Raw genomic sequence first — 24,176 nt, forward strand, 5'->3', positions numbered from 1 at the left:
GCAGTATGACACCCCCGGCCAAAGCCGGGGGGCATTAATCAGTTGGATTCAGAGCTGTCCATTTTGGCGTCGGCATCAGGCGCTTCTTCCTGCTGCATCTCTTCCATTTTCTGACGCGCCGCTTCGGTCATCTCTTCAGTGGTTTCAGCGGCCTTTTCGCCCATTTCTTCAGCCTCGGACTTGACCTGATCATAGGTCTCTTTGGCCTTTTCTTCTACCTGCTCGCTCACGTCAGCGGCCTTGTCCATCATTTCAGAGGTTGTGCTGCGAACCTCTTCCCCAGCTTCAGAGGCTACTTTGCCCGCTGCATCCATGGTTTCACCCGCTTCCTTCTTCAGTTCATCCATTGCGGTGGAGCCTTGCTGGCTGGCGGGTGCCGCACCGTTTATCTTCTCATCAGATGCGCTGTCATCGCTGCAACCTGTCAGGACAACGGCCGATGCCAATACCGCCGGGGCAATCAGTTTGTGCCAACTCATATCAGTCACTCCTTTTACTTCAGTCGTGGGTAATGTGCGTGCAGTATAGAACATTAAAATGAGTCTAAGGTTAACAGGGTCGCGACTCCAAGCCCCACAAACAGAAGACACGCGGCCCAGCGGGCAACGTTAAGCGGTATTTTTTGCATCAGCCAGCTACCGGCGTACGCCACCGGCACGTTGGCCAGCAACATGCCCAACGTCGTACCGACCACTACCCAGAACAGGCTGTCATAGCGTGCCGCCAGAATAACCGTGGCGATTTGAGTCTTGTCACCGATTTCGGCCAGAAAAAACAGAATACAGGTTGCGACAAAGGCACCGTACTTGAGCACCGCGCCACCGTCTTCATCATCCTTGTCGGGAATCAGAACCCAAAGCCCCACGGCGATGAAGCTCAAGCCAATAATCCAGGGCACCCACTGGTCGGGAATCCACTGTACCAGCCAGGCACCCAGCCAGGCAGACAGCGCATGATTCAGTAGGGTAGCAACCAGAATACCCATCACAATCGCACCACGATGGGCGAAACGGGCAGCAAGAAAGAGGGTCAGCAACTGGGTTTTATCACCGATTTCGGCGATGGCAACCGCGAGGGTCGAGGGCAGAAAAGCTTCCATAAAATATCATCCGGCGGGCTGTTGATTCCATAAGACACCGCACACCGGCCCGCCAGGACAGTGCGTTGTGTCTCAGGTCTCATCAATCCCGTACAGGACGTGACTGCCATGAGCGTGAGGCTCAATTATGTTGACAGCCACTCTGATGGCCAGGGCCATACAGAAGATTACTCCCCCAAGAGTGGCGCACATATTAACAGTCTCTTCTCGCTTCGGCAAACGGACTGGTCTCACCGTCAATGTAGGGTAGAATGACCCCTTTTTATTGTCTGAACTGCCAGAGGCTGACCGAATGAGCGCCCGTTCCATCTCTGCCACCCTGCTGCTGATCACCGGACTGAGTCTGAGTGGCTGCGAGAGCCTGCCGACACCGTTTGCACCACAGGCTGTCAGCCCGAAACCACCCCGTACCGAGCCTGTCATCACCGAGTCGACCCCGACCGATCCCAAACCCTTGCCGCCACAGGCGCTGCCGGCGGCCACCGACCTGAACTGGGAGCCGTCTCTGGAGGCCCCTTTGGCACAGCTGGAAGCACAGCTAACGCGGCAACAGGAAGATGGCAGCTCTCAGCTGGCAATCAACGAAACCCTGTCCAATATCGCCTATCTCTACGATGCGGAGCTCTATCTCCTGTTCAAGGACACGCTGGACTACCTGCCCCCACGGGCGCAGAAGCATGAAGTCGACGTGCAGAACCGATGGCTGGATCAGCGCCAGCAGGTCATGACTCAGGCATTTTTAGTCGATCAGGATGGTGAGATCGCCCGTTACACGGCCGGTCAGGCATTCATTGCCGAGACGCGAAAGCGTATTGAAGAACTTGAAGATCTGCGCCGGTTGATCGTGATCGAGTAAGCCGGCTTTGTGCTAGAATTGCCCACGTTTTTCAACCGTTAACAGGACCTGTGCCACCATGAGCCTTGCCCAATCCGTTCTGGCCGTGAACAACGACCTGCCGATCCGTACCGACCGACCCGTTCACAGCGGTAAGGTGCGCTCCGTTTACTGGTTGACCGAAGCCGACAGCCGCCGTCTGATCGAAGAGAAAGGCTACAACGTGGCGCCTGACGCACCACTGGCTATCATGGTGATCAGCGATCGCATCTCGGCATTCGACTGTATCTGGCACGGTGAAGGTGGCCTCAACGGTGTACCCGGCAAGGGCGCGGCGCTTAACAGCATCTCCAACCACTGGTTCCGTCTGTTCCGTGAACAGGGTCTGGCCGACAGCCATATTCTGGATATCCCGCACCCCTTCGTCTGGATCGTGCAGAAAGCCCGTCCCGTGATGATCGAAGCAATCTGCCGCCAGTACATCACCGGCTCCATGTGGCGCGCCTACAGCAAGGGCGAGCGTGAATTCTGCGGCATCACCCTGCCGGAGGGACTGCAGAAGGACCAGAAACTGCCCGAACTGCTGATGACACCCTCCACCAAGGGCATCCTGCGCGGTATTCCGGGCGTTCCTGAAGCGGACGACGTTAACATCACCCGCGCCAACATCGTCGACAACTACGAAGCCTTTGGCTTCCGCTCTGCGGCCGATGTGGACCAGTACGAGAAGCTGTTGAAGGAAGGCTTTGCCGTCATCAGCAATGCGCTGGCCGAGCTGGATCAGGTATTCGTCGATACCAAGTTTGAGTTCGGCTATGTCACCGATGCCGCCGGCAATGAGAAATTGATCTACATGGATGAGGTGGGCACACCGGACTCCTCCCGCATCTGGGACGGCGCCGCCTACCGTCAGGGCAAGGTGATCGAGAAATCCAAGGAAGGTTTCCGCCAGCTGCTGCTGAACCATTTCCCCGACCCGGACATCCTGCTGAACAAGGATCGCATGCCGGAGCGTGAAGCGCTGGCACGGGACAACGCCCTGCCTACCGAAGTGTTGATGGACGTATCCCGCACCTATCTGGACATTGCCGAGAAGGTTGTCGGCCACCCCATCGAACTGTCGGACAACCCAAAAGCCGAAATCATCGCGATTCTGCGCGACCAGTATGGGCTGATCGACTGACAGAACAGACATAAAAAAGGCCGCCTGTCATTCCAGCAGGCGGCCTTTTTTGTACAGTGACCCTGGTGTCAGCGCGGCCTCAGCCGGTCACAGTCAGGCTTTCGGCCGGCTGCCAATGCCTGCTGATACAGCGGCATGTACTTGCTTACCTGACTATCCAGTTGCCGGATACGCGTGCCAGGTGCCGGGTGGGTAGACAACAGCTCCGGTGGTGCAGCGCCCCCCTTCTGCGCCATCTTCTGCCACAGGCTAACCGCTTCACGAGGGTCAAAACCGGCCTGGGCCATCAGTTCCTGCCCCAGCATATCCGCTTCTGATTCGTGTTTACGACTATAGGGCAGCAGAATGCCGTACTGAGCCCCAAGCCCCAGCGCCATGACCGCGGCCTGCTGAGTTCTTGAGTCCACCCGGTCCGCCAGAGCTATACTGGTTGCCACTATCCCCAACTGGGTCAGCTGTTGCTGACTCATGCGCGCATTGCCGTGCTGTGCCAGCACATGAGCCACCTCATGTCCGATCACCGATGCCAGTTGATGCTGGGTATTGGCCACCTGAAGCATGCCGGTGTAAACACCGATTTTGCCGCCTGGCAGCGCAAAGGCATTAACGGCCTCATCCTTGAACACCACCAGCTCCCAATCCTGTGGCGCGTAGCCATATTTACGAGGCACCTGCATCACGATTGCATCGGATACACACTCCACATAACGGTTGGTGCGCGCATCGGTCTCGATCGGGATTTTCTCTTTCATCTGCTCAAAAGACTGGGAGCCAAGCTCATTCATCTGTGTAGAGGAGTTGAGCAGCAGGGTTCGCTCACCGGTAGGGGAAACAGCACAGCCGGTCAAGCCGAGGGTTGCAGTCAATGCAAGCGATGCCAACCATCCGGGGCGGCACCGCTGTTTCATGAAGCAGAGCATGGGTCCATATCTCCTTGAACGGATCAACTTTCCCGCAAGAATACTCTGATCAGAGCCGGCTCTCCAGTTCAGGCATCGCTTCAAACAGATCACCGACCAGACCATAGTCGGCCACCTGGAAGATCGGCGCCTCTTCGTCCTTGTTGATCGCCACGATGATCTTGGAATCCTTCATACCGGCCAGGTGCTGAATGGCGCCGGAAATGCCCACCGCGATGTACAGTTCTGGCGCAACCATCTTGCCGGTCTGCCCTACCTGCATGTCGTTGGGCGCAAAACCGGCATCGACGGCGGCACGGGACGCACCGACCGCGGCACCCAGCTTGTCCGCGACCTTGTACAGCAGCTCAAAGTTGTCACCGTTGGCCATACCACGACCACCGGAGATGACCACGGATGCAGCGGTCAGCTCAGGACGATCCGACTTGGCCAGCTCTTCGCCGACAAAGCTCACGTCAGCATGCTGATGTACGGCACCGCAGCTCTCAATGGCTGCACTGCCGCCCGTGGCTTGCGCTGCATCGAACGCGGTACCGCGCACCGTCATCACCTTGACTGCATCCGCTGACTTCACGGTTGCAATGGCGTTGCCGGCATAGATCGGACGCTTGAAGGTATCGGGCGACCCAACCGCAATGATGTCCGACAGCTGGTTCACGCCCAGCAATGCCGCCACGCGGGGCGCTATGTTTTTACCGGTCGTCGTGCCCGGCGCCAGAATATGGCTGTAACCATCAGCGATCTCAGCCATCAGTTTACTGACGTTCTCAGCCAACTGGTGCGCATAAGCGGCATTATCCGCCACGATCACCTTGCGCACACCGGCAATGGCCGCTGCGGCATCGGCCACAGCCTGACAGTTTTCACCCGCTACCAGCAGGTCGATATCACCCCCGATCTGCTGAGCGGCTGTTACCAGGCTCAGGGTAACCGGCTTGAGGGACTGGTTATCGTGTTCGATCAGGATCAGAATGCTCATGCGACCACCTTTGCTTCGTTACGCAGTTTGTCTACCAGCTCTTCCACCGAGCCAACCTTGATACCGGCCTGACGCTCAGCCGGCGGCTCAACGCTCATCAGCTGCACACCGGCAGCCAGCTGTGCACCCAGCTCTTCAGGAGTTTTCACATCCAGCGGCTTTTTCTTGGCCTTCATGATATTGGGCAGGGATGCATAGCGCGGCTCGTTCAAACGCAGGTCAGTGGTCACAACTGCGGGCAGTTTCAGACTCAGGGTTTGCAGACCGCCGTCTATTTCGCGGGTCACTTTCAGGCTGTCGCCTTCAACCACCACTTCGGACGCAAAGGTTGCCTGCGGACGATCCATCAGCGCGGCCAGCATCTGACCGGTCTGGTTGTTGTCGGAGTCGATCGCCTGCTTGCCCAGCAGAATCAGGTCGGCTGATTCTTCTTCCGCCAGCTTCTGCAGAATGCGCGCCACCGACAGGGAGTCCAGCTGATCCGGCGCCTCGACCTGAACGGCACGATCAGCACCCAGTGCAAGTGCAGTACGCAGCTGCTCCTGGCAGGCCTTGCTGCCAATAGAGACGACTACGATTTCATCTGCCTTGCCGGCCTCTTTCAGGCGTACCGCCTCTTCCACCGCGATTTCGCAAAATGGGTTGAGGGACATTTTGACATTGGCCAGGTCTACATCCGAACGGTCGGACTTGACCCGTACCTTGACGTTGTAATCAATCACACGCTTTACAGCGACCAGTATTTTCATATCTCAGTACCTTTATCGATCAGCAGCAAAAGGGGAAAAAGGAGGCCCGAAGGCCTCAATGCTCACTAAGAAGCCACTTCCTCAGCTGCCTGCTTACGCAGAAGGAAACGTTGGATCTTGCCGCTTGAAGTCTTGGGCAGATCATTCACAAATTCGATTTCACGCGGGAAGGCGTGGGTGGAAAGCCGATTGCGCACATGCTGCTTCAGGGTTTCAGCCAGCGCATCATCGGCATCAACATGCGGGTGTGTCACCACATAGGCCTTAACGATGAAACCACGACTGTCGTCGGGCTTGCCCACCACGGCACTCTCGACCACTGCCTCATGCTCCAGCAGCGTACTTTCCACATCGGCAGGCCCGATGCGATAGCCGGCAGAGGCGATGATGTCGTCATCACGTCCGGTGTAGGAATGCGAACCATCACCGTTGTTGATCACCACGTCACCGGTCAGGTAGTACTTGCCGTGGTACGGGCTTTTTTCACCCCAGGTATACCCCTGGAAGAAATACAGAGGGGAGTTTTCCATGTCGATGGCCAGCTCGCCACTTTCGCCCGGCCCCACCTCATTAAAGTTGGCATCCAGCGCCACCAGACGGTAGCCCGGCAACTGATAGCCCATGCTGGCATCGCGCAGCTGATGTTCCAGTTCATGGAAATTGGCAGAGGTCATGCCGGTCTCGGTCTGACCATACTGGTCGCAGACCAGGCAGCCGAAGGCACGCTGTACCCAGCTCACGATTTCAGGGTTCAGAGGCTCACCGGCGCTGTTGGCCACCCGGAGGTCGATCTCGGGGTAGTCTTTCAACAGCTTGTCGTTGGCCTTCAGCATGCGGTAGGCCGTGGGCGCGGCCGCCAGGTTGGTGATGCGGTGCCTGCGCAGAAACTCGAATGTGTTCTCGGCGGTAAAGCCGGCTTCATTGAAGTGGGTGGTGCAACCCAGCAAAAGCGGCCCCACCACGGCGTAGTACAGTCCATACGCCCAGCCCGGGTCAGCCACGTTCCAGAAGTTGTCGGTATCACGCAGACCGATGGCATAGCGCATGTAGACATAGAACGCCGACAGCGCCTTGGCCGGAACCGTCACCCCTTTCGACTTGCCGGTGGTGCCGGAGGTAAACATCTGCAGGAAGGGATCTTCCGGGCCTATTTTCACTGGTTCAAACTGGTCCGACTGTTGATCCAGTGTCGACTGGAACAGGAAGTCCGCCTCCCCTTCCAGCGGATGACCGGTTTCAGCCACCAGCATGGTGGTGGGCAGCCCCTTCACATCTGCCAGCTTCGACCACTGTTCGGGATTGGTAATAATCAGTTTGGTGTCGGCTTTCTGTACCCGGTACTCAATGGCACCCGAGCCAAAAGCGGTAAACATGGGCTGATAAACGGCACCGGCGCGCAGTGCACCCAGAACAGCAACCATCAACTCGGGGGTACGGGTCAGCAGGGCCGAGATGCGATCACCCTTGCCAATCCCCTGAGACTTCAGGAAGTTGGCAAACTGAGCAGAACGCTGCATCAGTTCGCGGAAGGTCATTTCACCGCCGCTGCCATCCGCAAGCTCATAGCGCAGTGCAACCTTTTCAGGGTCGTCGGCCCAACGGTCACAGATCTCCTCGCAGACATTGATCCCCGCGTTAAAATCGCCCACGAAGTTCTGTATGATCGATTCCGGCGTGAAATCCTTGATGAAATCGTTGTAGCTGATCTTGTCCATACTGAAACCTGCTTATTGTTCTAATGAGGTTCACCATTACCCGGACAGACCACACTGGCCAAACCGGGCATGAATAAGGGAAAATACCTATTCCTTCTGTATGAACGCAGAGTAATGCAATCGCCCGTGGCAACAGAATGACAACTTTCGACAGATAAATTGACATTTTTTGCACCACTGATTCGTCATCAAAAACAAGCGGTTGATATCAATCAGCCCGTACAGAGCCCAGCCCTGACCTATGAAGAACCTGACCTTCTCGTCCCACTATGCTCGCGCCATGCTGCAGGGCTATCGCGCTCAGGGGCGTGATGTGGAGCGCTTGCTGGCCAGCTGTGATATCGATCCAGACCTGATCAACCAAACCAAGGCACGACTGCGCACCGGTCAGTTCATCCAGCTGTTTCGCCGTATCTGGCGCGAGCTGGACGACGAGTTCATGGGGCTTACATCATCCCCCTGTCGGGTTGGGCACTTTCATCTGATGGGATCATTGGTGGTGCACAGCACCAATCTTGAAGACGTAATGCGGCAAAGCATCCGCTGTTACCGCCTGTTCTCGGATGATATCGAGATCAGCCTGAGACTGGAGGGCGACGAGGTCGAACTGAGCCTTACTCATCACCACCCTGAGCTGGACCCGGATAATTTTCTGGTGGAGTGGCTGCTGATGGTCTGGCATCGCCTGATCGGATGGCTGATTGGGCGCAAGATCGTACTCAGCCATGCCAGCTTTACCCACCCGCTTCCCTCTCACTTCGATGAGTATCGCTTCATCTACCCCTGCAAATGCCTGTTCGAGCAACCCCGCAGCAGTATTTTCTTCAGCAAAAACTACCTCAGCATGCCGGTAACGCGCACCACACGGGAGCTGGACGAGTTCATTCTCAGTTCACCGCGCGACCTGCTGATCTGGACCGACGAAGACGATAGCCTGAGCACCCGGGTACGCGGCCTGCTGGAAGGGTTTGAAGAAGGTGGCCTGCCCAATCTTGATTGGGTCTCGGAGCAGCTGCACACCACCTCTTATACGCTATCACGCAAATTGAAGGCCGAAGGTACCTCCTACCAGAAGATCAAGGACAACCTGCGCCGAGACCAGGCGATCATGATGCTGACCCGGCAAAATTTGAGCATCGGGGATATTTCAAGCCAACTGGGGTTCGCCGAGCCAGGCGCGTTCTCAAGGGCATTCAAACACTGGACCGGTGTCAGCCCACTGGCCTATCGCAAGCAGGAGGGTTAATCGGCTCGACAACGCTCACCAAGTTCTTATAAAGCTGTTATAACCATTCTGAAAGAAGGAGTTTTCAGGCAACTATGCGCTCTGCGGACTATTTGTCGCGCCTGCCCGCGTGACATGCCCACACAACTTCTCCTGAGGAACGGACTATATGACCAACCTGTCCATCCGCTTCAAACTGCTGGTCGGCTCAGCACTTGCCATCCTCGTCTCACTCGGAATTGTCATTTTTCTTGCGCTCGGGGCTTATCAATCATCCATCGACAAGGCTGTGGACGACACCACAGGCATCATTACCGAGAACGTGAATGACCAATTGCACCTGACCGCTGGACAGATATCGGTTGATATTCGCCAGCGCCTTGAGCGCGGTTTCGACTCGGCAACCGCCCTGGCGACTTTCATGGGCGCAACCGCCTGGACCGATCAGCTGGTTTCACGCCATGCGGCCAAGCAACTGGTCCGGGCGCACTTGCTGGCCAACGAAGAAGTCAGCTCCATGTATGCCCAGTTCGAACCCAATGGCTATGACAACTTCGACAACCTGTACAAGGGAGATTTGGAGCACAGCTCGAAACAGGGCAACCTTGAAATCTACTGGGTAAGAGAAGGTGATTCACTCACGTTTTATCCTACCGAAGACTCGAACCGCAAACTGGACGCCACACTGAACGCAAACGGCATGCGTGAATCCGAATGGTATCTGTGCCCACGCGAAACAGCCTCACCCTGTATGGTAGAGCCCTACCTGTACGAGATCGAGCCGGGCAATTCGGTACTGATGACGTCCCTCACCGTACCCATCATGCACGACAAAAAGGTGATCGGGGTTGCCGGCACCGACATCAACCTGCCGGTGCTGCAGCAACTGACTGAAAAACTGTCACAGAGCCTCTATGACGGCGAAGCCAGTATTACACTGCTCAGCCAGCGTATCCGCCGTTAAAACGACCCACTTGCCCTTAACTGTACTGCGCCACTTTTTTTGAAGTCCGCTCCAGTTCAACATTCCAGGGCAGCAGTCGCTCCAGCTTTTCCAGCGTGTCGGCATCGGCGATGCGCTCCAGTACATGCCGGATATAGGCCGAGGGTTCCAGGTCGTTGGCTTTGGCCGTTTCGATCAGGGAGTAACAGGTGGCACTGGCGTGAGCGCCCTGCGGAGTATCCGCGAACAACCAAGCTTTGCGCCCCACGGCGAACGGGCGGATGGCATTCTCGGCCAGTACGTTGCTGATGTGCAGGTCACCCCGCTCACAGTAGCCGATCAGGGTGGGCCACTGGTTCAGGGTGTATTCCATAGCTTTGCGAGTTAGCCCGCCTTTCATCACGCGATCCACGTTGGCGTCCAGCCAGGCCTTGAACGCTTCCAGTCGAGGCAGGCTCGACGCCTGACGGATCCGGTAGCGTTCGGCCACGCTCAGGTCCTTGATCTGACGTTCGATGGCATACAGTTTGTTGATGTGACTGAGTGCCACATCCGCTTTGGACAGCTTGGCCTGTTTGCCTTTACCCGCCGGCTTGGCCGCTTTGGTCGCTTCGATGAACTTGCGGCGGGCGTGATCCCAGCAGCCAATGCGGGTCAGCTCATTGGCTGAACAGATCTGCGCATAACCGGCGTAACCATCCGCCTGCAGCACACCCTTGAAGTCATCGAGCAGGCGCACGGGCACCGCTCCACTTCGAGAGGGATCATAGGCGAACAGGACGGAAGGTTGGCCGGGTGGTCCGCCTCGGGTCACCCACATCCATTTATCGGATTGGGCAGCCTTGCCATCCTCTTTGAGTACCTGGATCCGGGTTTCGTCAGCCTGCAGGTAGGCCGCACTGTTCTGCGACTCCCGCATCAGGTTGATCAGCGGTTTGAACACCTCATCCAGACGGATGATCCAGTGGGCCATGCTGGTGCGGCTCAGCTCATGGCCCAGACGCTTGAACATCTGCTCTTGCCGGTACAGCGGCAGACCATCGGCATATTTGGAGGTGATCAGGTAGGCCAGCAGGGCCGGGGTGGCGATGCATTTGCCCAGCGGGTGTGTCGGGCGAGCCGCGGCTACGATCCGCTCGTCGCCGTTCGTCTCGAACACGGCTTTTTCCTGCCAGTATTCCAGTACTTTGAGCTGAGCCGGGATATAGTCCAACTCTTCCTTCACCTTGGTGAAGAAGGTTTTGACGGCCCCGGCCTTCTCTTCATCACTCAGCAGCAGCTCGATGCGCTCACGCAGCAAGCTATCGGAGAAGCCGCGCTGACGGCGTTTGGGTGCAGGCGTGGCAGCGGGCGTCTCATCTTCAGCGACGTCAATATCATCCGGGAGCTGATCCCGCAGCTGATCGATCTCGGCTTCCAGTTCTGACTCATCGAAGAGGTGGATCTGGTGGGCCGTTTTCTCACTGCTGGCCGAGAACCGCTGGATGCGCTGCAAGCGCAGCATCTCTTCCAGCAACAGGATGTACTGCTCGCGCTGCTGGAGTTGCCGGTCACGCTCTTTGACGACCTGATCCCGCTGCTCAAGCTCATCCTCTTTCGAGGCCAGTTGCTGCTGCAGCCCGGCCACCATCGACAGCAAGTCAGCGGTCGATAAACTGCTGATATCAGGCGTCTTTGAGGTGGTTTTGGGCTGTGTTTTCATGGGCAAAATTATATCAAAAACAGCCAGTTGAAGCACCCAAAACCCGCTATCCAACAGCCTCATAATGCACGGTTTTATGGCCTTGCAGCAGGCTGATGTCATAACCATCGAGCAACCAGTTGATCTGTTCGCCGGTCAACGGCATGAGCTCATCAGCCGGGCTGGGCCACTTGAATTTCTCTTCGGCCAGCGCCTTGTAATAGAGGATAAAACCGTTGTCTTCCCACATCAGGCACTTGATCTTGTTACGCTGCCGGTTGGTGAAGGCATACAATGCACCGGTAAAGGGGCTATGTCCCAGCTCCTGCTCAACCAGCACCGCCAGACCATTGGCCTGCTTGCGAAAATCAATGGGCTCACGGTACAGATATATCTCCGGCATTGACCGAGAGGGACGAAGATACCGTGGCTTCATCAGAGCTGCCTCAGGATCGCACCGAGCAGATCGACATTACCGGCATGCAGCCCTGTAATGGCCATGCCACCCGGAAGCCTCAGGGTCAGATCACTCGACACCGGTGAAGCGGCCACCTGGGTGACGCGAGCAAAGCCAGATGTTGGTGAACGCTCGGTATCGGTCGCATCATCTGTACCTTCGAGCTTGCGGCGCCAATAAACAAACTGGTGATAGGACAGTGATTGCTGTTTGCAGAAAACAGCGCCGGATAGCCCGGTATCACGCCAGTGTTCAATGTGCTGTTGCCAGTGGCAAGTGCGCTCGGCTGAGTTCATGGTGGATTCCTCGCGTAGGTGACGATGGAATCAGTGTGCGGCGGTCAGTGGCTGGAAAAAAGGTGCTGATTCTCTGGCGCTTACCAGCCAGCAGAATCGTGTTATCGCATCCAGCCGCTTTACCCAAGCCGCCGGTAAGACCGTTCAATCCGTTGATCCAGACTTCCTGCAACGCATCAACAACCCTGAAAACAGCAACGATATCATTATGGTGACTGAGGAACTGTCCGTCGCCAATACCCGCTGGCGTTTGATTGTGGAAGTTCCCAAGGCCGCCGCCCTGGCAGAACTGAACCAGTTACAGGCCGATATGGAAGATAACCGCAGCAGCACCATCTGGGATTTGCTGATCACCGCAGGCGTCATTCTGCTGATCACCCTGGCGGTGGTGAATCTGTTCATATCCGGCATTACAAAACCGCTGGCTCAACTCGGCGAACGCATGCAGGCACTGGGAGGCTCTGAGGGCGACCTGACACAGGAGCTGGAGCATTTCCGTCATGCTGAACTGAACGCCGTTTCGGATGGGTTCAACAGCTTTACCCGCAAGATCCGCACCGTCATTCACGAGTTGATCAGCCTGTCGGCACAGCTGCAGCAGAATGCCAAGGCCCTGGCAGACAATGCTCAACAGACCCGAGAATCCACTGAAGAAGTATCCGCCCATAAATCAGCCCCTTTTTTCCAGCCACTAACCGCCGCACACTGATTCCATCGTCACCTACGCGAGGAATCCAGCATGAACTCAGCCGAGCGCACTTACCACTGGCAACAGCACATTGAACACTGGCGTGATACTGGGCTATCCGGCGCTGCCTTCTGCAAACAGCAATCGCTGTCCTATCACCAGTTTGTCTATTGGCGCCGCAAGCTCGAAGGTACAGATGATGCGACCGATACCGAGCGCTCACCAACACCCGGCTTTGCTCGCGTCACCCAGGTGGCCGCTTCACCGCTATCGGATGATCTGACCCTGAGGCTTCCGGGTGGCATGGCCATTACAGGCCTGCATGCCGGTAATGTTGACCTGCTCGGTGCAATCCTGAGGCAGCTCTGATGAAGCCACGGTATCTGCGTCCCTCTCGGTCCATGCCCGAGATCTATCTGTACCGTGAGCCCATTGATTTTCGCAAGCAAGCCAATGGCCTGGCGGTGCTGATTGAGCAGGAGTTAGGGCGTAGCCCCTTCACTGGTGCCCTGTATGCGTTCACCAACCGGCAGCGTAACAAGATCAAGTGCCTGATGTGGGAAGACAACGGTTTTATCCTCTATTACAAGGCGCTGGCCGAAGAGAAATTCAAGTGGCCCAGCCCGGCTGATGAGCTGATGCCGCTGACCGGCGAGCAGATCAACTGGTTGCTCGATGGTTATGACATCAGTCTGCTGCAAGGCCATAAAACCGTACATTATGAGGCCGTTGGATAGCGGGTTTTGGGTGCTTCAACTGGCTGTTTTTGATATAATTTTGCCCATGAAAACACAGCCCGAAACCACCTCAAAGATGCCTGAACTCAGCGGTTTATCGACCGCTGACTTGCTGTCGATGGTGGCTGGTCTACAGCAGCAACTCCAACATCAAGAGCAGCATATCCAGAAGCGCGAGCAATACATCCTGCTGCTGGAAGAGATGCTGCGCTTGCAGCGCATCCAGCGGTTCGCGGCCAGCAGTGAAAAAACGGTCCACCAGATCCACCTCTTCGATGAGTCCGAGCTGGAAGCCGAGATCGATCAGCTGCGGGATCAGCTCCCGGATGATATTGAAGTTGCTGAAGACGATACTCCTGCTGCCGCGTCTACACCCAAACGCCGTCAGCGTGGCTTCTCTGATAATCTGCTGCGTGAGCGCATCGAGCTGTGCCTCAGCGATGAGGAAAAAGCTGGGGCAGTGAAAACCTTCTTCACCAAGGTCAAGGAAGAGCTGGAATACATCCCGGCTCAGCTCAAAGTGCTGGAATACTGGCAGGAAAAAGCGGTGTTCGAGCAGGACGGTGATGAGCGTATCCTGGCCGCGGCTCGCCCGACACACCCGCTGGGCAAATGCATCGCTACTCCGGCCCTGCTGGCTTACCTGATCACCTCCAAATATGCCGATGGCTTGCCGCTCTACCGTCAGGAGCAGATGTTCAAGCGTCTGGGCCATGAGCTGAGTCGCACCAGCATGGCCCACTGGATCATCCGTCTGGATGAGGTGTTCAAACCGCTGATCAACCTGATGCGGGAAGCGCAGAACAGTGCGGCCTACCTGCAGGCCGACGAAACCCGCATCCAGGTACTCAAAGAGGATGGCAAAGCTGCCCAATCCGATAAATGGATGTGGGTGACCCGAGGCGGACCGCCGGGCCAACCGTCCGTCCTGTTCGCCTATGATCCCTCCCGAAGTGGAGCGGTGCCCGTGCGCCTGCTCGATGACTTCAAGGGTGTGCTGCAGGCGGATGGTTACTCCGGTTATGAACCGATCTGTTCAGCCAATAAGCTGACCCGCATTGGCTGCTGGGATCACGCCCGCCGCAAGTTCATCGAAGCGACCAAAGCGGCCAAGCCGGCGGGTAAAGGCAAACAGGCCAAGCTGTCCAAAGCGGATGTGGCACTCAGTCACATCAACAAACTGTATGCCATCGAACGTCAGATCAAGGACCTGAGCATTGCCGAACGCTATCAGATCCGTCAGGCATCGAGCCTGCCTCGACTGGAAGCGTTCAAGGCCTGGCTGGACGCCAACGTGGGTCGCGTGATGAAAGGCGGGTTAACTCGCAAAGCTATGGAATACACCCTGAACCAGTGGCCCACCCTGATCGGCTACTGTGAGCGGGGTGACCTGCACATCAGCAACGTGCTGGCCGAGAATGCCATCCGTCCGTTCGCCGTGGGTCGCAAGGCCTGGTTGTTCGCGGATACCCCGCAGGGCGCTCACGCCAGCGCCACCTGCTACTCCCTGATCGAAACGGCCAAAGCCAACGACCTGGAACCCTCGGCGTACATCCGGCATGTGCTGGAGCGTATCGCCAACGCCGACACACTGGAAAAGCTGGAGCGACTGCTGCCCTGGAATGTTGAACTGGAGCGGACTTCAAAAAAAGTGGCGCAGTACAGTTAAGGGCAAGTGGGTCGTTTTAACGGCGTGTACCTGAAGAACAGCAGAAACAGCTGCAAAGCGTGGCTGCAGCCGCCAACGAGATGGCCGCCACCGCCACCCAGGTGGCCAACTTGGCCGGTCAAACGGCCCAGAACGCCGGCAGCTCCGAGCATGAAGTCAGCGCCACCCGCAATACCCTCAAGTCGACCGTTGACGAAATCGGCAACATGTCCGGTGCACTGGATGACGCTTCAGAGAGTATTGGTCAGGTTGCCAGCCGCAGTGACGAAATCTATAAGATTATCGAGACCATACGGAATATCGCCGAACAGACCAACCTGCTGGCCCTGAACGCCGCAATAGAAGCCGCGCGCGCAGGTGATCAGGGACGTGGCTTCGCGGTGGTTGCTGATGAAGTCCGAAACCTTGCCAGCCGCACGCAGGACGCTACCGGCGATATCGACACACTCATTTCAGCCCTGAAACGCGATGTGGATGACAGTGTCGGTCGCATGCAGCACTGCCGTGGCATGGCCGCTCAGACCGTCGAGCAGAGTCACTCCAGCTATCAGCGACTGGAAGGCGTCTCTTCACGCATCACGGCCATTTCTGAAAACACCACTCAGGTCGCGACTGCTGCCGAGGAACAGAGCATGGTGAACGAAGAGATCAACCGCAACATCACCAGCATCGGCGATTCGGCCGATGTACTGGCGCAGGCTGCCGCACAGGTCACGGCACTGGGTAAAGAGGTATCAACCAGCGCCGCTCGCCTTGACCAGCAACTGGGTCGTTTCAAAGTGTAAGTACACGCCGGCCCGACACCGGCAAATGCCTTGGCGCTCAACATGATCATTCATGGCGAGCGCCAAGGCAGCTCTGCATATGGCGATAACCGCTTTTACGTCAGGCCCTCCTGCTCGGCCTGATCGCTCAGTAGGCTGGCCTCTTTCTATTCACTACGGGACGGTTTTTGGCCTGGGGCAGTCCTTTCAGAACTCGACGTTATGGTACACCTGCTGTACATCGTCCAGATCGTTCAGCATAGCCAGAAACTTCTCAAACATCGCCACATCGTCACCACTGAGGCTGGTATAGCTTTGCGGGATGAACTGAATCTCATCAACGTCGAAATCAAGATCGCCAAAGCGCTCGATCAGTGCGGTCTTGGCCTTGAAATATTCAGTGTTCGGCGCGAAGACGGTAATTTTGCCGTCTTCAAGCTCGATATCGGTAACGTCAACATCCCCTTCCATCAGGGCTTCAAGCACCGCTTCTTCATCATCGCCAGCAAAGACAAAGATGGCACAGTGATCGAACATGTGGCTGACACTGCCCTGAGTACCGATCTTGCTTTTGGTCTTGGTGAAGGCCTGGCGCACGTCGCCGAAGGTGCGGTTGGGGTTATCGGTCAGGCATTCGATGATGGCCATGCTGCCACCGGGGCCGTAACCTTCGTAACGCGCCGGGGAGTAGTCTTCGCCGCCAGCCCCCTTGGCTTTGTCGAGCGCCTTCTCGATCACGTGCCCTGGAACCTGCTCCTTTTTCGCTCGATCAATCAAGCCACGCAGCGCCAGATTACCATCGGGGTCGACCCCACCCGATTTGGCCGTGACATAGATTTCGCGCCCGTAACGGCTGTAGAGCTTGGCCTTCATGTCTGATGTTTTGGCCATCGACTCTTTGCGGTTCTGATACGCTCTGCCCATGGGTGGTTACTCCGATAGTGATCGTTAAAGCTGGCGATTTTACTGCGATACGCGCGGGCTGGATACTGCGCATTTCAGGCGTTGTACGCCCCCCCATGGGTGGTCATACCAGACCGATTGCAAGAGAATTAAGTTGGCCAAATATGCATACCCCAATTTTTGGTAGTGTTCAGAATTCTGTGTCATTTCTTTAGACTGAACCGAAAAGAGATGACTCATGACCAAACCTACATTCGATATGGATGCCGCACTTCAAGCCCTGCGTGAGGGCAAAGACCTCACCGGCAAAGACGGTATCCTGACCCCGTTGATCAAGCAACTCACCGAAGCCGCCATGCAAGGTGAGCTGGAGGCCCATCTAGCCTCGGAGGACACGGCCAACCGCAAGAACGGTTCCAGTCGCAAGACCATGAAAGGTCCGACTGGCAGCTTTGAGCTGGACGCACCAAGAGACCGGACCGGCTCCTTCGAGCCCCAGATCGTCAAGAAGCACCAGACCTACCTCACTGACGAACTGGAACGTAAAATCATCGCCCTGTTCGCACTCGGTAACAGCTATCAGGACATCCGTACGCACATCGCCGAGCTGTATGGTGTTTCGCTCTCCAACGGCACTATCAACGCCGTCACCGACAAACTGCTACCGGAGCTGCAAGCCTGGCGTGAGCGTGACCTGGAAGCTATTTACCCCATTGTCTGGCTCGATGCCATTCACTACAAAATCAAAGAGAATGGGCGCTACGTCAGCAAGGCGATCTATACGCTCCTTGGCCTGAACATCGAGGGCAAGAAAGAACTACTCGGCCTCTACCTCTCGGACCAGGAAGGTGCTCACCACTGGCTCAGTGTACTCACGGACCTCTACAACCGGGGCGTCAAAGATATCCTGATTGCCTGTATCGATGGACTGAAGGGCTTCCCCGAAGCCATTGAGTCGATTTACCCCGACACCGAGATCCAGCACTGTATCATTCACCAGATCCGGAACTCGATGAAGTACGTTGCCTCGAAAAACCAGAAGGCCTTTATGGCCGACCTGAAAGCCGTCTACAAGGCTGCCACACTCAATGCCGCCGAACTTGCGCTTGATGACCTGGAAGCCAAGTGGGGCGATAAATATCCCATGGTCATCAAGTCTTGGCGGGAAAAGTGGCCCACGCTCTCAGCCTACTTCAAATACCCCGATTACGTGCGCAAGGCGATTTACACCACCAACGCGGTGGAAGCCGTACACCGCCAGTTCCGCAAGCTCACCAAGACCAAGGGCGGCTTCGCCAATGAGAACAGCTTACTCAAGCTACTCTATGCCGGTATACTCAAGTCCTCTGAGCGCTGGACGCACCCCGTGCAGAACTGGAACTTGACGCTGTCACAGATGGCCATCCACTTCCCAGGGCGCTTGGAACATCACATCAGCCTATAAGGCTGGTTGGCTGACACAGAGTTTTGAACACCCTCATTTTTCCGTAACTTTTAACTTATGCCGATTCCAGCTGGCTTATTATCTTCTCATAATAAGAATCACATGAACTAATTTGTTTATTTATATATCTTTCTAACATGGCCGATTCTAATAAACCAGTTGGAATAGATGTCAAACTAGAATTTCTTTTTACTATAAAATTTATTACCGTTACAGAAAGAGCAGCTAAAAGCTTGCCGTAATTATTATTTATAGGACAAACTCCATCTAAATCAAAATTCATATTCACCGGTCTATTTTTCAAATTAACCTTTTGCTTTTTTATGAAATTAATAACTTGAATCTTATTTATCTTTGAAGATCTTTTATTATCAAAAAACCTATCACCTTTTATTTCTGTTATGAATTTTATTCCTTGCGATCTAAATATAACCTCTACTCTTAACAAACGTCTGCTAATTCTCAAAAAATCAGCGTATGCAGAACTAACTTCTTCTTTTATTTCTTTTGGTAGTTCTTGATCTAATAGAATTGATTTTATTTGATTAATTGTATTGATTTCTGTATAAACATCGTTTTCCCAGCTATACCCCTTTGTATGCAATATAAATGGTGACTCCACAGGGGGATTAGTAATAAAGTCAAGATCTCTATCAAGCACCAAAGCTACATTTTTAATTTCTTTTGTGATTATTTTATCTCTGATTTGCTTAGAGGCAGTTTTTGACCCTAATGACCTAAACTGAACTTTTCTTCTAAATTTAGCCGCATCAAACAATCCCTTCCAAAATTTAATATCTATTGACTTTGTACCAAACCTCCCATTTTCCACATCATCAATAGAAAAGCTTCTATCGCCACCTTCTGTATATATAATCAATTCAGTATCAAAGAAAAGATGGCCATTGGACAATCCAGAATTTGTTCTAGTGAATGACATTAAAACATTTTCTCCATGTCAAAAACCTTATCACCAAAAATACTAACAACATCAGGAGAGTGAGTGGCAAAAATAATTTGAGAATTAGGGTTTATTGCCCTAAGATTTTCAACCAAACTTTCTTGCCACTTCACATGCAAAGATAATTCAGGCTCATCCGCAATATAAACCCAAGGCTGCTTCTCTTGTAAAAGAGCTTCTCCCAGAACAATTAATAATTGTTTTTCACCTGATGATAATCTATGAAGAGGGAGGTCTTTCCCAGACTGAGTAATTATTTGCAATTCATTTTGAGCATTAATAGAGAATTCTTTTCTTTGCATCATAGAATTTATTATTTTAAGAAATGTATCTCTAGGCTCAAAAATAACTTTTCTTTTTTCAATCGACTTATTCCACTCTTCGACAATATAATCGATTCTTTCAGTACCAATCAAAACTGATATATCGGTCGTATTAAGTGGCGAGTTTTCTTCAGATGATAGCTTTTCTTTTGCTTTAGCCAATATATCAAAGTGACTATCAATCCGTTGGCCAAATTCCTTTGGCTTAACTTTAAACTGGTTAAAAATCCCAATTAACGCTTTCTTTTCTTCTTCAATATTTATATTTTTTGCATTTGAGAAAAATGGTTTCCCTGACCTTCTATAGAGTAGTGACAAAAAGACTTCTTTTTGAAAGTTTTCGAACTGCTCAGAACCAGCTTTGCCCAATGTTGAAAAATATCTGACAAGTCTATTTACTAATTCCTTTAGCTTTCGATCAACAGTAGAAATATTCTCTTCATCATAATCGTCTTGATTTGCACTAGACCTATTCACAGACAACCAGCTGACATTCACTAATCCTTCAAGGGAGTGATTAAGGCTCTTCCGACCATGCCGTCGATATACTTCTCTTTCAAAAAAGTTACGAGGATAGCGACGCAACATCATTTGCTCTTCAAAATCGTCTAATGATAGCTTTAAAGGTTTCTCACTAGCTGATTCTTTAATTTCATATACAATAGAAGAGAATGGTGTTTCTGTGCTTGGAGTCTTTGTAATAACTACTGATGGCTTTTTTCTGCTCGAGTTAGACTTTAGCTTGATGAATATTTTAGAAAATTCTAGCCTATCTAATTCAGAAAAATCTGCTTTAAGCGCTGCAACAATGATATTTATTGCTGTAGTTTTTCCTGAACCATTGATTCCAATAACAAAATTTACATCATCATGAAAATCAAAGCTCAAGATGCGTTCACCCCAAAATCCTTCGACTGTAACACTCTCAACAAAATTCATTTTTATTCCATTATTTCAATATAATAAAATTTCAAAAATTAAGAATAAGGCCTAATAAACATCATTAATCATCAATTTAACCTCACATGAAAAATCAAAGCATTAAATGCTTTAAAAACACTTCCACGTAATAACTTGTAAATTAGCTATTTCACCACCACGCAATATAGTAGAAAATAACTTGAAGGAACCAATTGAAAAGTTTAAAAGCAACAGAACTACTAACCATCCCTGCCATCAACCCATCCCCTTTTCCCTGTCATTGCGGCCACCGACGTCCTGCTGGTGGATTTTTAGACTTTACCAATATGTAGCGTCAAAGCAACACCCAAAAAGGCTAATACGGTCACACCTGAACACCACACAAAAAAAGGCCACCCAAAGGTGGCCTACTCTCATTCAAGAGCCAAGGGCAGAGATGTAATCCATGCAAATACTGATTAGAGCAGCTCAACAGCCACGGCTGTCGCTTCGCCACCACCGATACAGAGGGATGCAACCCCTTTCTTCAGGCCGCGCTGCTTAAGGGCGTTGAGCAGCGTGACAAGAATGCGTGAGCCGGAGGAACCGATCGGGTGCCCCAGGGCGCAGGCGCCGCCGTAGACGTTGACCTTGTCGGCATCCAGACCCAGTTCGTTGATCGCCAGCAGGGAAACCACGGCGAAGGCTTCGTTGATCTCGTACAGATCCACCTCGTCCTTAGTCCAGCCCGCCTTGTCGAGCACCTTCTGGATGGCGCCGATCGGGGCGATGGTGAACTCGGCCGGCAGCTGGGCGTGGGTGGAATGCGCCACGATACGCGCCAGCGACTTGACGCCGCGCTTGTCGGCTTCGGCCTGAGTGGCCAGCACCAGGGCGGAACCGCCGTCGCTGATGGAGCTGGAGTTGGCCGCGGTCACCGTGCCGTCCTTCTTGAACGCCGGCTTCAGCTGCGGGATTTTGTCCGGGCGGGCGTTGCCCGGCTGTTCGTCGGTGTCGACAACGGTGTCACCCGCACGGCCCTTGATGGTAACCGGGGCGATCTCGTCCTTAAACCAGCCGTTCTCGATGGCGGCCAGTGCCTTGGTCAGTGAGCCGATGGCAAACTCATCCATCGCTTCACGAGTGATATTGAAGTCATCAGCAGAGCGCTGGGCGAATACACCCATCAGGCCGCCTTCGTAGGCGTCTTCCAGTCCGTCGAAGAACATGGAGTCCAGTACCTGGCCGTGGCCCATACGCATGCCCGAGCGGGCTTTCGGCAGCATGTAGGGCGCCTGGCTCATGTTTTCCATGCCGCCGGCGATCATGATACTGGCGCTGCCCGCCTTGATCTGGTCGTGGGCCTGCATGACGGCTTTCATGCCAGAGCCGCACATCTTGTTGATGGTGGTAGCACCGGCCGCATCCGGGATGCCGGCCTTGCGAGACGCCTGACGAGCCGGGGCCTGACCCAGCGCACCGGGCAGTACACAGCCCATGATCACTTCATCAATATCGCTCGGCTGCAGGCCGGCACGTTCGATGGCCGCTTCGATGGCCACTGCACCCAGGTCCGGTGAACGCACGTCGCTCAATGCGCCCATCATGCCGCCCATGGGGGTACGGGCCGCACCCAGAATCACAATGCTGTTGTCTGACATCTTGTTGCTCCTGTTAAGTCGCTAATATTCTGATCCGTTATTCGGCTGGCCGTTGCGTTACCGCCCCAGCACCGAGCGCGCGATGACTTCCTTCATCACCTCGGATGTGCCGCCGTAGATGCGCTGCACACGGGCGTCGATAAAGGCGCGTGAGATCGGGTATTCAGTGGTGTAACCGTAACCGCCGAACAGCTGCAGGCAGCCATCGGCCACGCGGCACTGCATTTCGGTGGCGGTGTACTTGGCCATGGACGCTGTGGCCGCATCCAGCTCGCCGCGGGAGTACTCACTGATGCACTGATCAATGAACGCCTTGTTGACGCGGTAGTCGGTCTCCATCTCGGCGATGCGGAAGCGGGTGTTCTGCAGTTCTTTCAGCTTCTGGCCAAACAGGGTGCGTTCGTCGGCATACTGGATGGTCATATCCAGCGAGCCGCGGGCTGCACCGACACCGATGGCGCCGATCACCAGACGTTCACGGGGCAGTTCCTTCATCAGGTACATGAAGCCCTTGCCCTCTTCGCCCAGCAGGGCCGATTTGGGTACACGCATGTTCTCGAAGAACAGCTCCGAGGTATCGCCGCTGTGCTGACCGATCTTCTCCAGATTGCGGCCCTTGCCGTAGCCCGGCAGCGTGGTGTCGACCAGGAACAGGCTGACACCCTTGGCGCCGGCCGCTGGATCGGTCTTGGCAGCGACAATCACCATGTCGGCGTGCTGACCGTTGGTGATGAAGGTTTTTGAGCCGTTGATCACATACTCGTCACCGTCCAGTACCGCCGTGGTGCGCAACGCCGCCAGATCACTGCCGGCCCCCGGCTCAGTCATGGCGATGGCGCCAACCACGTCACCGGACACCATGCCCGGCAGCCAGCGGTTTTTCTGCTCGTCATTGCCGATGTGGGCGATGTAGGGGGCGACGATATCGGAGTGCACCATTACATTGGTGGCCAGGGCACCGTAGCCCAGTCGGGCCATTTCGGTGACCAGCATGACCGAATACTCAAAGGGCACACCACAACCGCCGTGGTCTTCGGGCGCGTCCACGCACAGCAGACCCGCTTCGCCCAGCGTATTCCAGAGCGCACGCGGCGTAATGCCCTCGCGTTCCCACTGTTCATAATGCGGCGCGACTTCACGTTCCAGTGCGCGCAGCACCATCTCGCGGAACAGGTCCAGCTCTTCGGTATCGATTACGGCTGCATTCATCACTCGATCCTCGCTTACTTCGGTGCCATGCGCAGCGCGCAGTCGAGACGAATGGTTTCGCCGTTCAGCAGCGGGTTTTTCACGATCTGCTCCACCAGCATGCCGTACTCTTCAGGACGACCCAAACGCTGCGGGAACGGCAGGGTTGCGGCCAGGCTGTCCTGCACTTCCTGCGGGAAACCGGCCATCATCGGCGTCATGAAAATGCCGGGTGCGATGGTGTTCACGCGAATGCCACTGCGCGCCAGCTCACGGGCCGCCTGCAGCGTCATGGCCACCACGCCGCCCTTTGATGCACTGTAGGCGACCTGCCCGATCTGGCCTTCGTAGGCAGCGATGGATGCGGTGGAGATGATCACGCCACGTTCGCCGTCATCGTTGGCTTCACGGGTAGCCATTTCGGCGGCGGCCAGGCGTATGATGTTGAAGCTGCCCACCAGGTTGACCTGAATGACTTTGTTGAACGCCTCCAGCGGCATCGGGCCTTCCTTGCCGACGATCTTGCCGGCCGGGGCGATACCGGCACAGTTGACGGCAATACCGCAGGGGCCATGCGCTTCACTCGCCGCCGCAAACGCCGCTTCCGCGCTTTCAGCCGAAGACACGTCACAACGTACAAAGATGCCACCCAGTTCTTCAGCGATCTGGCGACCGCGCTCTTCATTCAGGTCGAAAATCGCAACCTTGGCGCCAGCGGCCGCCAGTGCACGGGCCGAACCTTCACCCAGACCGGATGCACCACCGGTAACAACTGCGGGTACGTTTTTGAAATCCATTGCTCTCACCTGTCGCTTGTAGGGTTAGTGCCACCTGTCGTGGCTGACCAATAAGGGAA

At 54.7% G+C, this 24,176-nt stretch carries 24 protein-coding genes and 1 pseudogene; 10 read left to right on the forward strand and 15 right to left on the reverse strand.

Annotation, left to right across the window (positions count from 1 at the left end; translation table 11 throughout):
• Nucleotides 1-38: 38 nt before the first annotated feature.
• Complete coding sequence (locus tag CFI10_RS12790; protein WP_206835017.1) at nucleotides 39-479, reverse strand: hypothetical protein; 441 nt, start codon at nucleotides 477-479, stop codon at nucleotides 39-41.
• A gap of 53 nt (nucleotides 480-532) precedes the next feature.
• On the reverse strand, nucleotides 533-1,099 hold the full coding sequence (locus tag CFI10_RS12795) for a TMEM165/GDT1 family protein (protein WP_206835020.1): 567 nt from the start codon (nucleotides 1,097-1,099) through the stop codon (nucleotides 533-535).
• A gap of 292 nt (nucleotides 1,100-1,391) precedes the next feature.
• Between CFI10_RS12795 and CFI10_RS12800 the strand changes: the two genes are divergently transcribed.
• Together CFI10_RS12800 and CFI10_RS12805 are read left to right on the forward strand one after the other, a co-directional pair.
• Nucleotides 1,392-1,955, forward strand: coding sequence for a hypothetical protein (locus CFI10_RS12800; protein ID WP_206835023.1), 564 nt, complete (start codon nucleotides 1,392-1,394; stop codon nucleotides 1,953-1,955).
• A gap of 58 nt (nucleotides 1,956-2,013) precedes the next feature.
• Nucleotides 2,014-3,117, forward strand: coding sequence for a phosphoribosylaminoimidazolesuccinocarboxamide synthase (locus tag CFI10_RS12805; protein ID WP_206835025.1), 1,104 nt, complete (start codon nucleotides 2,014-2,016; stop codon nucleotides 3,115-3,117).
• Between the two features lie 68 nt (nucleotides 3,118-3,185).
• Here the strand turns inward: CFI10_RS12805 and CFI10_RS12810 are convergent, their stop codons facing one another.
• From CFI10_RS12810 to CFI10_RS12825, 4 genes are all read right to left on the reverse strand, one after another.
• Nucleotides 3,186-4,037: a M48 family metallopeptidase gene (locus tag CFI10_RS12810; RefSeq protein WP_242529984.1), complete on the reverse strand. Its 852-nt coding sequence runs from the start codon at nucleotides 4,035-4,037 to the stop codon at nucleotides 3,186-3,188.
• Nucleotides 4,038-4,086: 49 nt separating this feature from the next.
• A complete protein-coding gene (locus CFI10_RS12815; RefSeq protein WP_206835030.1) occupies nucleotides 4,087-5,016 on the reverse strand; it encodes an electron transfer flavoprotein subunit alpha/FixB family protein in 930 nt (309 codons plus the stop codon).
• Nucleotides 5,013-5,765, reverse strand: coding sequence for an electron transfer flavoprotein subunit beta/FixA family protein (locus tag CFI10_RS12820; RefSeq protein WP_206835033.1), 753 nt, complete (start codon nucleotides 5,763-5,765; stop codon nucleotides 5,013-5,015). Before CFI10_RS12820 ends, CFI10_RS12815 begins: the two co-directional genes overlap by 4 nt.
• A 65-nt stretch (nucleotides 5,766-5,830) precedes the next feature.
• Entirely contained in the window at nucleotides 5,831-7,480 is a 1,650-nt protein-coding gene (locus CFI10_RS12825; RefSeq protein WP_206835037.1) for an AMP-binding protein, read from the reverse strand.
• Between the two features lie 241 nt (nucleotides 7,481-7,721).
• Here CFI10_RS12825 and CFI10_RS12830 point away from each other — a divergent pair, with 241 nt between their 5' ends.
• Together CFI10_RS12830 and CFI10_RS12835 are read left to right on the forward strand one after the other, a co-directional pair.
• Nucleotides 7,722-8,726 carry an AraC family transcriptional regulator gene (locus CFI10_RS12830; protein ID WP_206835041.1) on the forward strand — a complete coding sequence of 335 codons (1,005 nt, stop codon included), beginning with the start codon at nucleotides 7,722-7,724 and terminating at the stop codon, nucleotides 8,724-8,726.
• Between the two features lie 148 nt (nucleotides 8,727-8,874).
• Entirely contained in the window at nucleotides 8,875-9,669 is a 795-nt protein-coding gene (locus tag CFI10_RS12835) for a cache domain-containing protein (RefSeq protein ID WP_206835044.1), read from the forward strand.
• Nucleotides 9,670-9,685: 16 nt separating this feature from the next.
• Here CFI10_RS12835 and tnpC (CFI10_RS12840) read toward each other — a convergent pair.
• The 3 genes and pseudogenes from tnpC (CFI10_RS12840) to tnpA (CFI10_RS12850) all read right to left on the reverse strand — a co-directional run.
• Nucleotides 9,686-11,173, reverse strand: a pseudogene (tnpC, locus tag CFI10_RS12840) (IS66 family transposase); the annotation flags it as partial.
• A 223-nt stretch (nucleotides 11,174-11,396) separates the two neighbouring features.
• Complete coding sequence (tnpB, locus tag CFI10_RS12845; RefSeq protein WP_206835047.1) at nucleotides 11,397-11,732, reverse strand: IS66 family insertion sequence element accessory protein TnpB; 336 nt, start codon at nucleotides 11,730-11,732, stop codon at nucleotides 11,397-11,399.
• Nucleotides 11,733-11,764: 32 nt separating this feature from the next.
• Nucleotides 11,765-12,082, reverse strand: a complete 318-nt coding sequence (gene tnpA / locus CFI10_RS12850) for an IS66 family insertion sequence element accessory protein TnpA (protein WP_206835049.1) — start codon at nucleotides 12,080-12,082, stop codon at nucleotides 11,765-11,767.
• Nucleotides 12,083-12,290: 208 nt separating this feature from the next.
• Between tnpA (CFI10_RS12850) and CFI10_RS12855 the strand changes: the two genes are divergently transcribed.
• Genes CFI10_RS12855 through CFI10_RS12875 form a run of 5 tightly spaced genes read left to right on the forward strand, consistent with a single transcriptional unit; the run spans nucleotide 12,291 to nucleotide 15,961 of the window.
• Nucleotides 12,291-12,791: a HAMP domain-containing protein gene (locus tag CFI10_RS12855; protein WP_242529985.1), complete on the forward strand. Its 501-nt coding sequence runs from the start codon at nucleotides 12,291-12,293 to the stop codon at nucleotides 12,789-12,791.
• Between the two features lie 30 nt (nucleotides 12,792-12,821).
• Nucleotides 12,822-13,139 carry an IS66 family insertion sequence element accessory protein TnpA gene (tnpA, locus tag CFI10_RS12860; RefSeq protein WP_206834810.1) on the forward strand — a complete coding sequence of 106 codons (318 nt, stop codon included), beginning with the start codon at nucleotides 12,822-12,824 and terminating at the stop codon, nucleotides 13,137-13,139.
• 32 nt (nucleotides 13,140-13,171) lie between these two features.
• On the forward strand, nucleotides 13,172-13,507 hold the full coding sequence (tnpB, locus tag CFI10_RS12865) for an IS66 family insertion sequence element accessory protein TnpB (RefSeq protein ID WP_206834807.1): 336 nt from the start codon (nucleotides 13,172-13,174) through the stop codon (nucleotides 13,505-13,507).
• A 46-nt stretch (nucleotides 13,508-13,553) separates the two neighbouring features.
• Nucleotides 13,554-15,176 carry an IS66 family transposase gene (tnpC, locus tag CFI10_RS12870; RefSeq protein ID WP_206834804.1) on the forward strand — a complete coding sequence of 541 codons (1,623 nt, stop codon included), beginning with the start codon at nucleotides 13,554-13,556 and terminating at the stop codon, nucleotides 15,174-15,176.
• 59 nt (nucleotides 15,177-15,235) lie between these two features.
• Entirely contained in the window at nucleotides 15,236-15,961 is a 726-nt protein-coding gene (locus CFI10_RS12875; RefSeq protein ID WP_242529986.1) for a methyl-accepting chemotaxis protein, read from the forward strand.
• 186 nt (nucleotides 15,962-16,147) lie between these two features.
• Here the strand turns inward: CFI10_RS12875 and CFI10_RS12880 are convergent, their stop codons facing one another.
• A complete protein-coding gene (locus CFI10_RS12880) occupies nucleotides 16,148-16,864 on the reverse strand; it encodes a YebC/PmpR family DNA-binding transcriptional regulator (RefSeq protein ID WP_206835051.1) in 717 nt (238 codons plus the stop codon).
• 217 nt (nucleotides 16,865-17,081) lie between these two features.
• Between CFI10_RS12880 and CFI10_RS12885 the strand changes: the two genes are divergently transcribed.
• The gene (locus CFI10_RS12885) at nucleotides 17,082-18,287 is read left to right on the forward strand and encodes an IS256 family transposase (RefSeq protein ID WP_206835055.1); all 1,206 of its coding nucleotides are present in this window, start codon (nucleotides 17,082-17,084) and stop codon (nucleotides 18,285-18,287) included.
• A gap of 55 nt (nucleotides 18,288-18,342) precedes the next feature.
• Here CFI10_RS12885 and CFI10_RS12890 read toward each other — a convergent pair whose 3' ends face one another.
• The 5 genes from CFI10_RS12890 to CFI10_RS12910 form a co-directional block, all read right to left on the reverse strand.
• A complete protein-coding gene (locus CFI10_RS12890) occupies nucleotides 18,343-19,227 on the reverse strand; it encodes a hypothetical protein (RefSeq protein WP_206835058.1) in 885 nt (294 codons plus the stop codon).
• A complete protein-coding gene (locus CFI10_RS12895; protein WP_206835061.1) occupies nucleotides 19,227-20,510 on the reverse strand; it encodes an AAA family ATPase in 1,284 nt (427 codons plus the stop codon). The genes CFI10_RS12890 and CFI10_RS12895 overlap by 1 nt, the downstream gene beginning before the upstream one ends.
• Before the next feature lie 440 nt (nucleotides 20,511-20,950).
• Entirely contained in the window at nucleotides 20,951-22,132 is a 1,182-nt protein-coding gene (locus CFI10_RS12900) for a thiolase family protein (RefSeq protein WP_206835063.1), read from the reverse strand.
• Nucleotides 22,133-22,189: 57 nt separating this feature from the next.
• Nucleotides 22,190-23,341 carry an acyl-CoA dehydrogenase family protein gene (locus tag CFI10_RS12905; RefSeq protein WP_206835066.1) on the reverse strand — a complete coding sequence of 384 codons (1,152 nt, stop codon included), beginning with the start codon at nucleotides 23,339-23,341 and terminating at the stop codon, nucleotides 22,190-22,192.
• A 14-nt stretch (nucleotides 23,342-23,355) separates the two neighbouring features.
• Complete coding sequence (locus tag CFI10_RS12910) at nucleotides 23,356-24,117, reverse strand: SDR family NAD(P)-dependent oxidoreductase (protein ID WP_206835068.1); 762 nt, start codon at nucleotides 24,115-24,117, stop codon at nucleotides 23,356-23,358.
• Between the last annotated feature and the right edge of the window lie 59 nt (nucleotides 24,118-24,176).

It is taken from the genome of Marinobacterium iners, assembly GCF_017310015.1.
GTDB lineage: Bacteria > Pseudomonadota > Gammaproteobacteria > Pseudomonadales > Balneatricaceae > Marinobacterium > Marinobacterium iners.

Coding starts and splice junctions, on each gene's coding strand:
- CFI10_RS12790 (WP_206835017.1), bottom strand. CDS start 479: ATGAGTTGGCACAAACTGATTGCCCCGGCGGTATTGGCATCGGCCGTT.
- CFI10_RS12795 (WP_206835020.1), bottom strand. CDS start 1,099: ATGGAAGCTTTTCTGCCCTCGACCCTCGCGGTTGCCATCGCCGAAATC.
- CFI10_RS12800 (WP_206835023.1), top strand. CDS start 1,392: ATGAGCGCCCGTTCCATCTCTGCCACCCTGCTGCTGATCACCGGACTG.
- CFI10_RS12805 (WP_206835025.1), top strand. CDS start 2,014: ATGAGCCTTGCCCAATCCGTTCTGGCCGTGAACAACGACCTGCCGATC.
- CFI10_RS12810 (WP_242529984.1), bottom strand. CDS start 4,037: ATGCTCTGCTTCATGAAACAGCGGTGCCGCCCCGGATGGTTGGCATCG.
- CFI10_RS12815 (WP_206835030.1), bottom strand. CDS start 5,016: ATGAGCATTCTGATCCTGATCGAACACGATAACCAGTCCCTCAAGCCG.
- CFI10_RS12820 (WP_206835033.1), bottom strand. CDS start 5,765: ATGAAAATACTGGTCGCTGTAAAGCGTGTGATTGATTACAACGTCAAG.
- CFI10_RS12825 (WP_206835037.1), bottom strand. CDS start 7,480: ATGGACAAGATCAGCTACAACGATTTCATCAAGGATTTCACGCCGGAA.
- CFI10_RS12830 (WP_206835041.1), top strand. CDS start 7,722: ATGAAGAACCTGACCTTCTCGTCCCACTATGCTCGCGCCATGCTGCAG.
- CFI10_RS12835 (WP_206835044.1), top strand. CDS start 8,875: ATGACCAACCTGTCCATCCGCTTCAAACTGCTGGTCGGCTCAGCACTT.
- tnpB (WP_206835047.1), bottom strand. CDS start 11,732: ATGCCGGAGATATATCTGTACCGTGAGCCCATTGATTTTCGCAAGCAG.
- tnpA (WP_206835049.1), bottom strand. CDS start 12,082: ATGAACTCAGCCGAGCGCACTTGCCACTGGCAACAGCACATTGAACAC.
- CFI10_RS12855 (WP_242529985.1), top strand. CDS start 12,291: ATGGTGACTGAGGAACTGTCCGTCGCCAATACCCGCTGGCGTTTGATT.
- tnpA (WP_206834810.1), top strand. CDS start 12,822: ATGAACTCAGCCGAGCGCACTTACCACTGGCAACAGCACATTGAACAC.
- tnpB (WP_206834807.1), top strand. CDS start 13,172: ATGCCCGAGATCTATCTGTACCGTGAGCCCATTGATTTTCGCAAGCAA.
- tnpC (WP_206834804.1), top strand. CDS start 13,554: ATGAAAACACAGCCCGAAACCACCTCAAAGATGCCTGAACTCAGCGGT.
- CFI10_RS12880 (WP_206835051.1), bottom strand. CDS start 16,864: ATGGGCAGAGCGTATCAGAACCGCAAAGAGTCGATGGCCAAAACATCA.
- CFI10_RS12885 (WP_206835055.1), top strand. CDS start 17,082: ATGACCAAACCTACATTCGATATGGATGCCGCACTTCAAGCCCTGCGT.
- CFI10_RS12890 (WP_206835058.1), bottom strand. CDS start 19,227: ATGTCATTCACTAGAACAAATTCTGGATTGTCCAATGGCCATCTTTTC.
- CFI10_RS12895 (WP_206835061.1), bottom strand. CDS start 20,510: ATGAATTTTGTTGAGAGTGTTACAGTCGAAGGATTTTGGGGTGAACGC.
- CFI10_RS12900 (WP_206835063.1), bottom strand. CDS start 22,132: ATGTCAGACAACAGCATTGTGATTCTGGGTGCGGCCCGTACCCCCATG.
- CFI10_RS12905 (WP_206835066.1), bottom strand. CDS start 23,341: ATGAATGCAGCCGTAATCGATACCGAAGAGCTGGACCTGTTCCGCGAG.
- CFI10_RS12910 (WP_206835068.1), bottom strand. CDS start 24,117: ATGGATTTCAAAAACGTACCCGCAGTTGTTACCGGTGGTGCATCCGGT.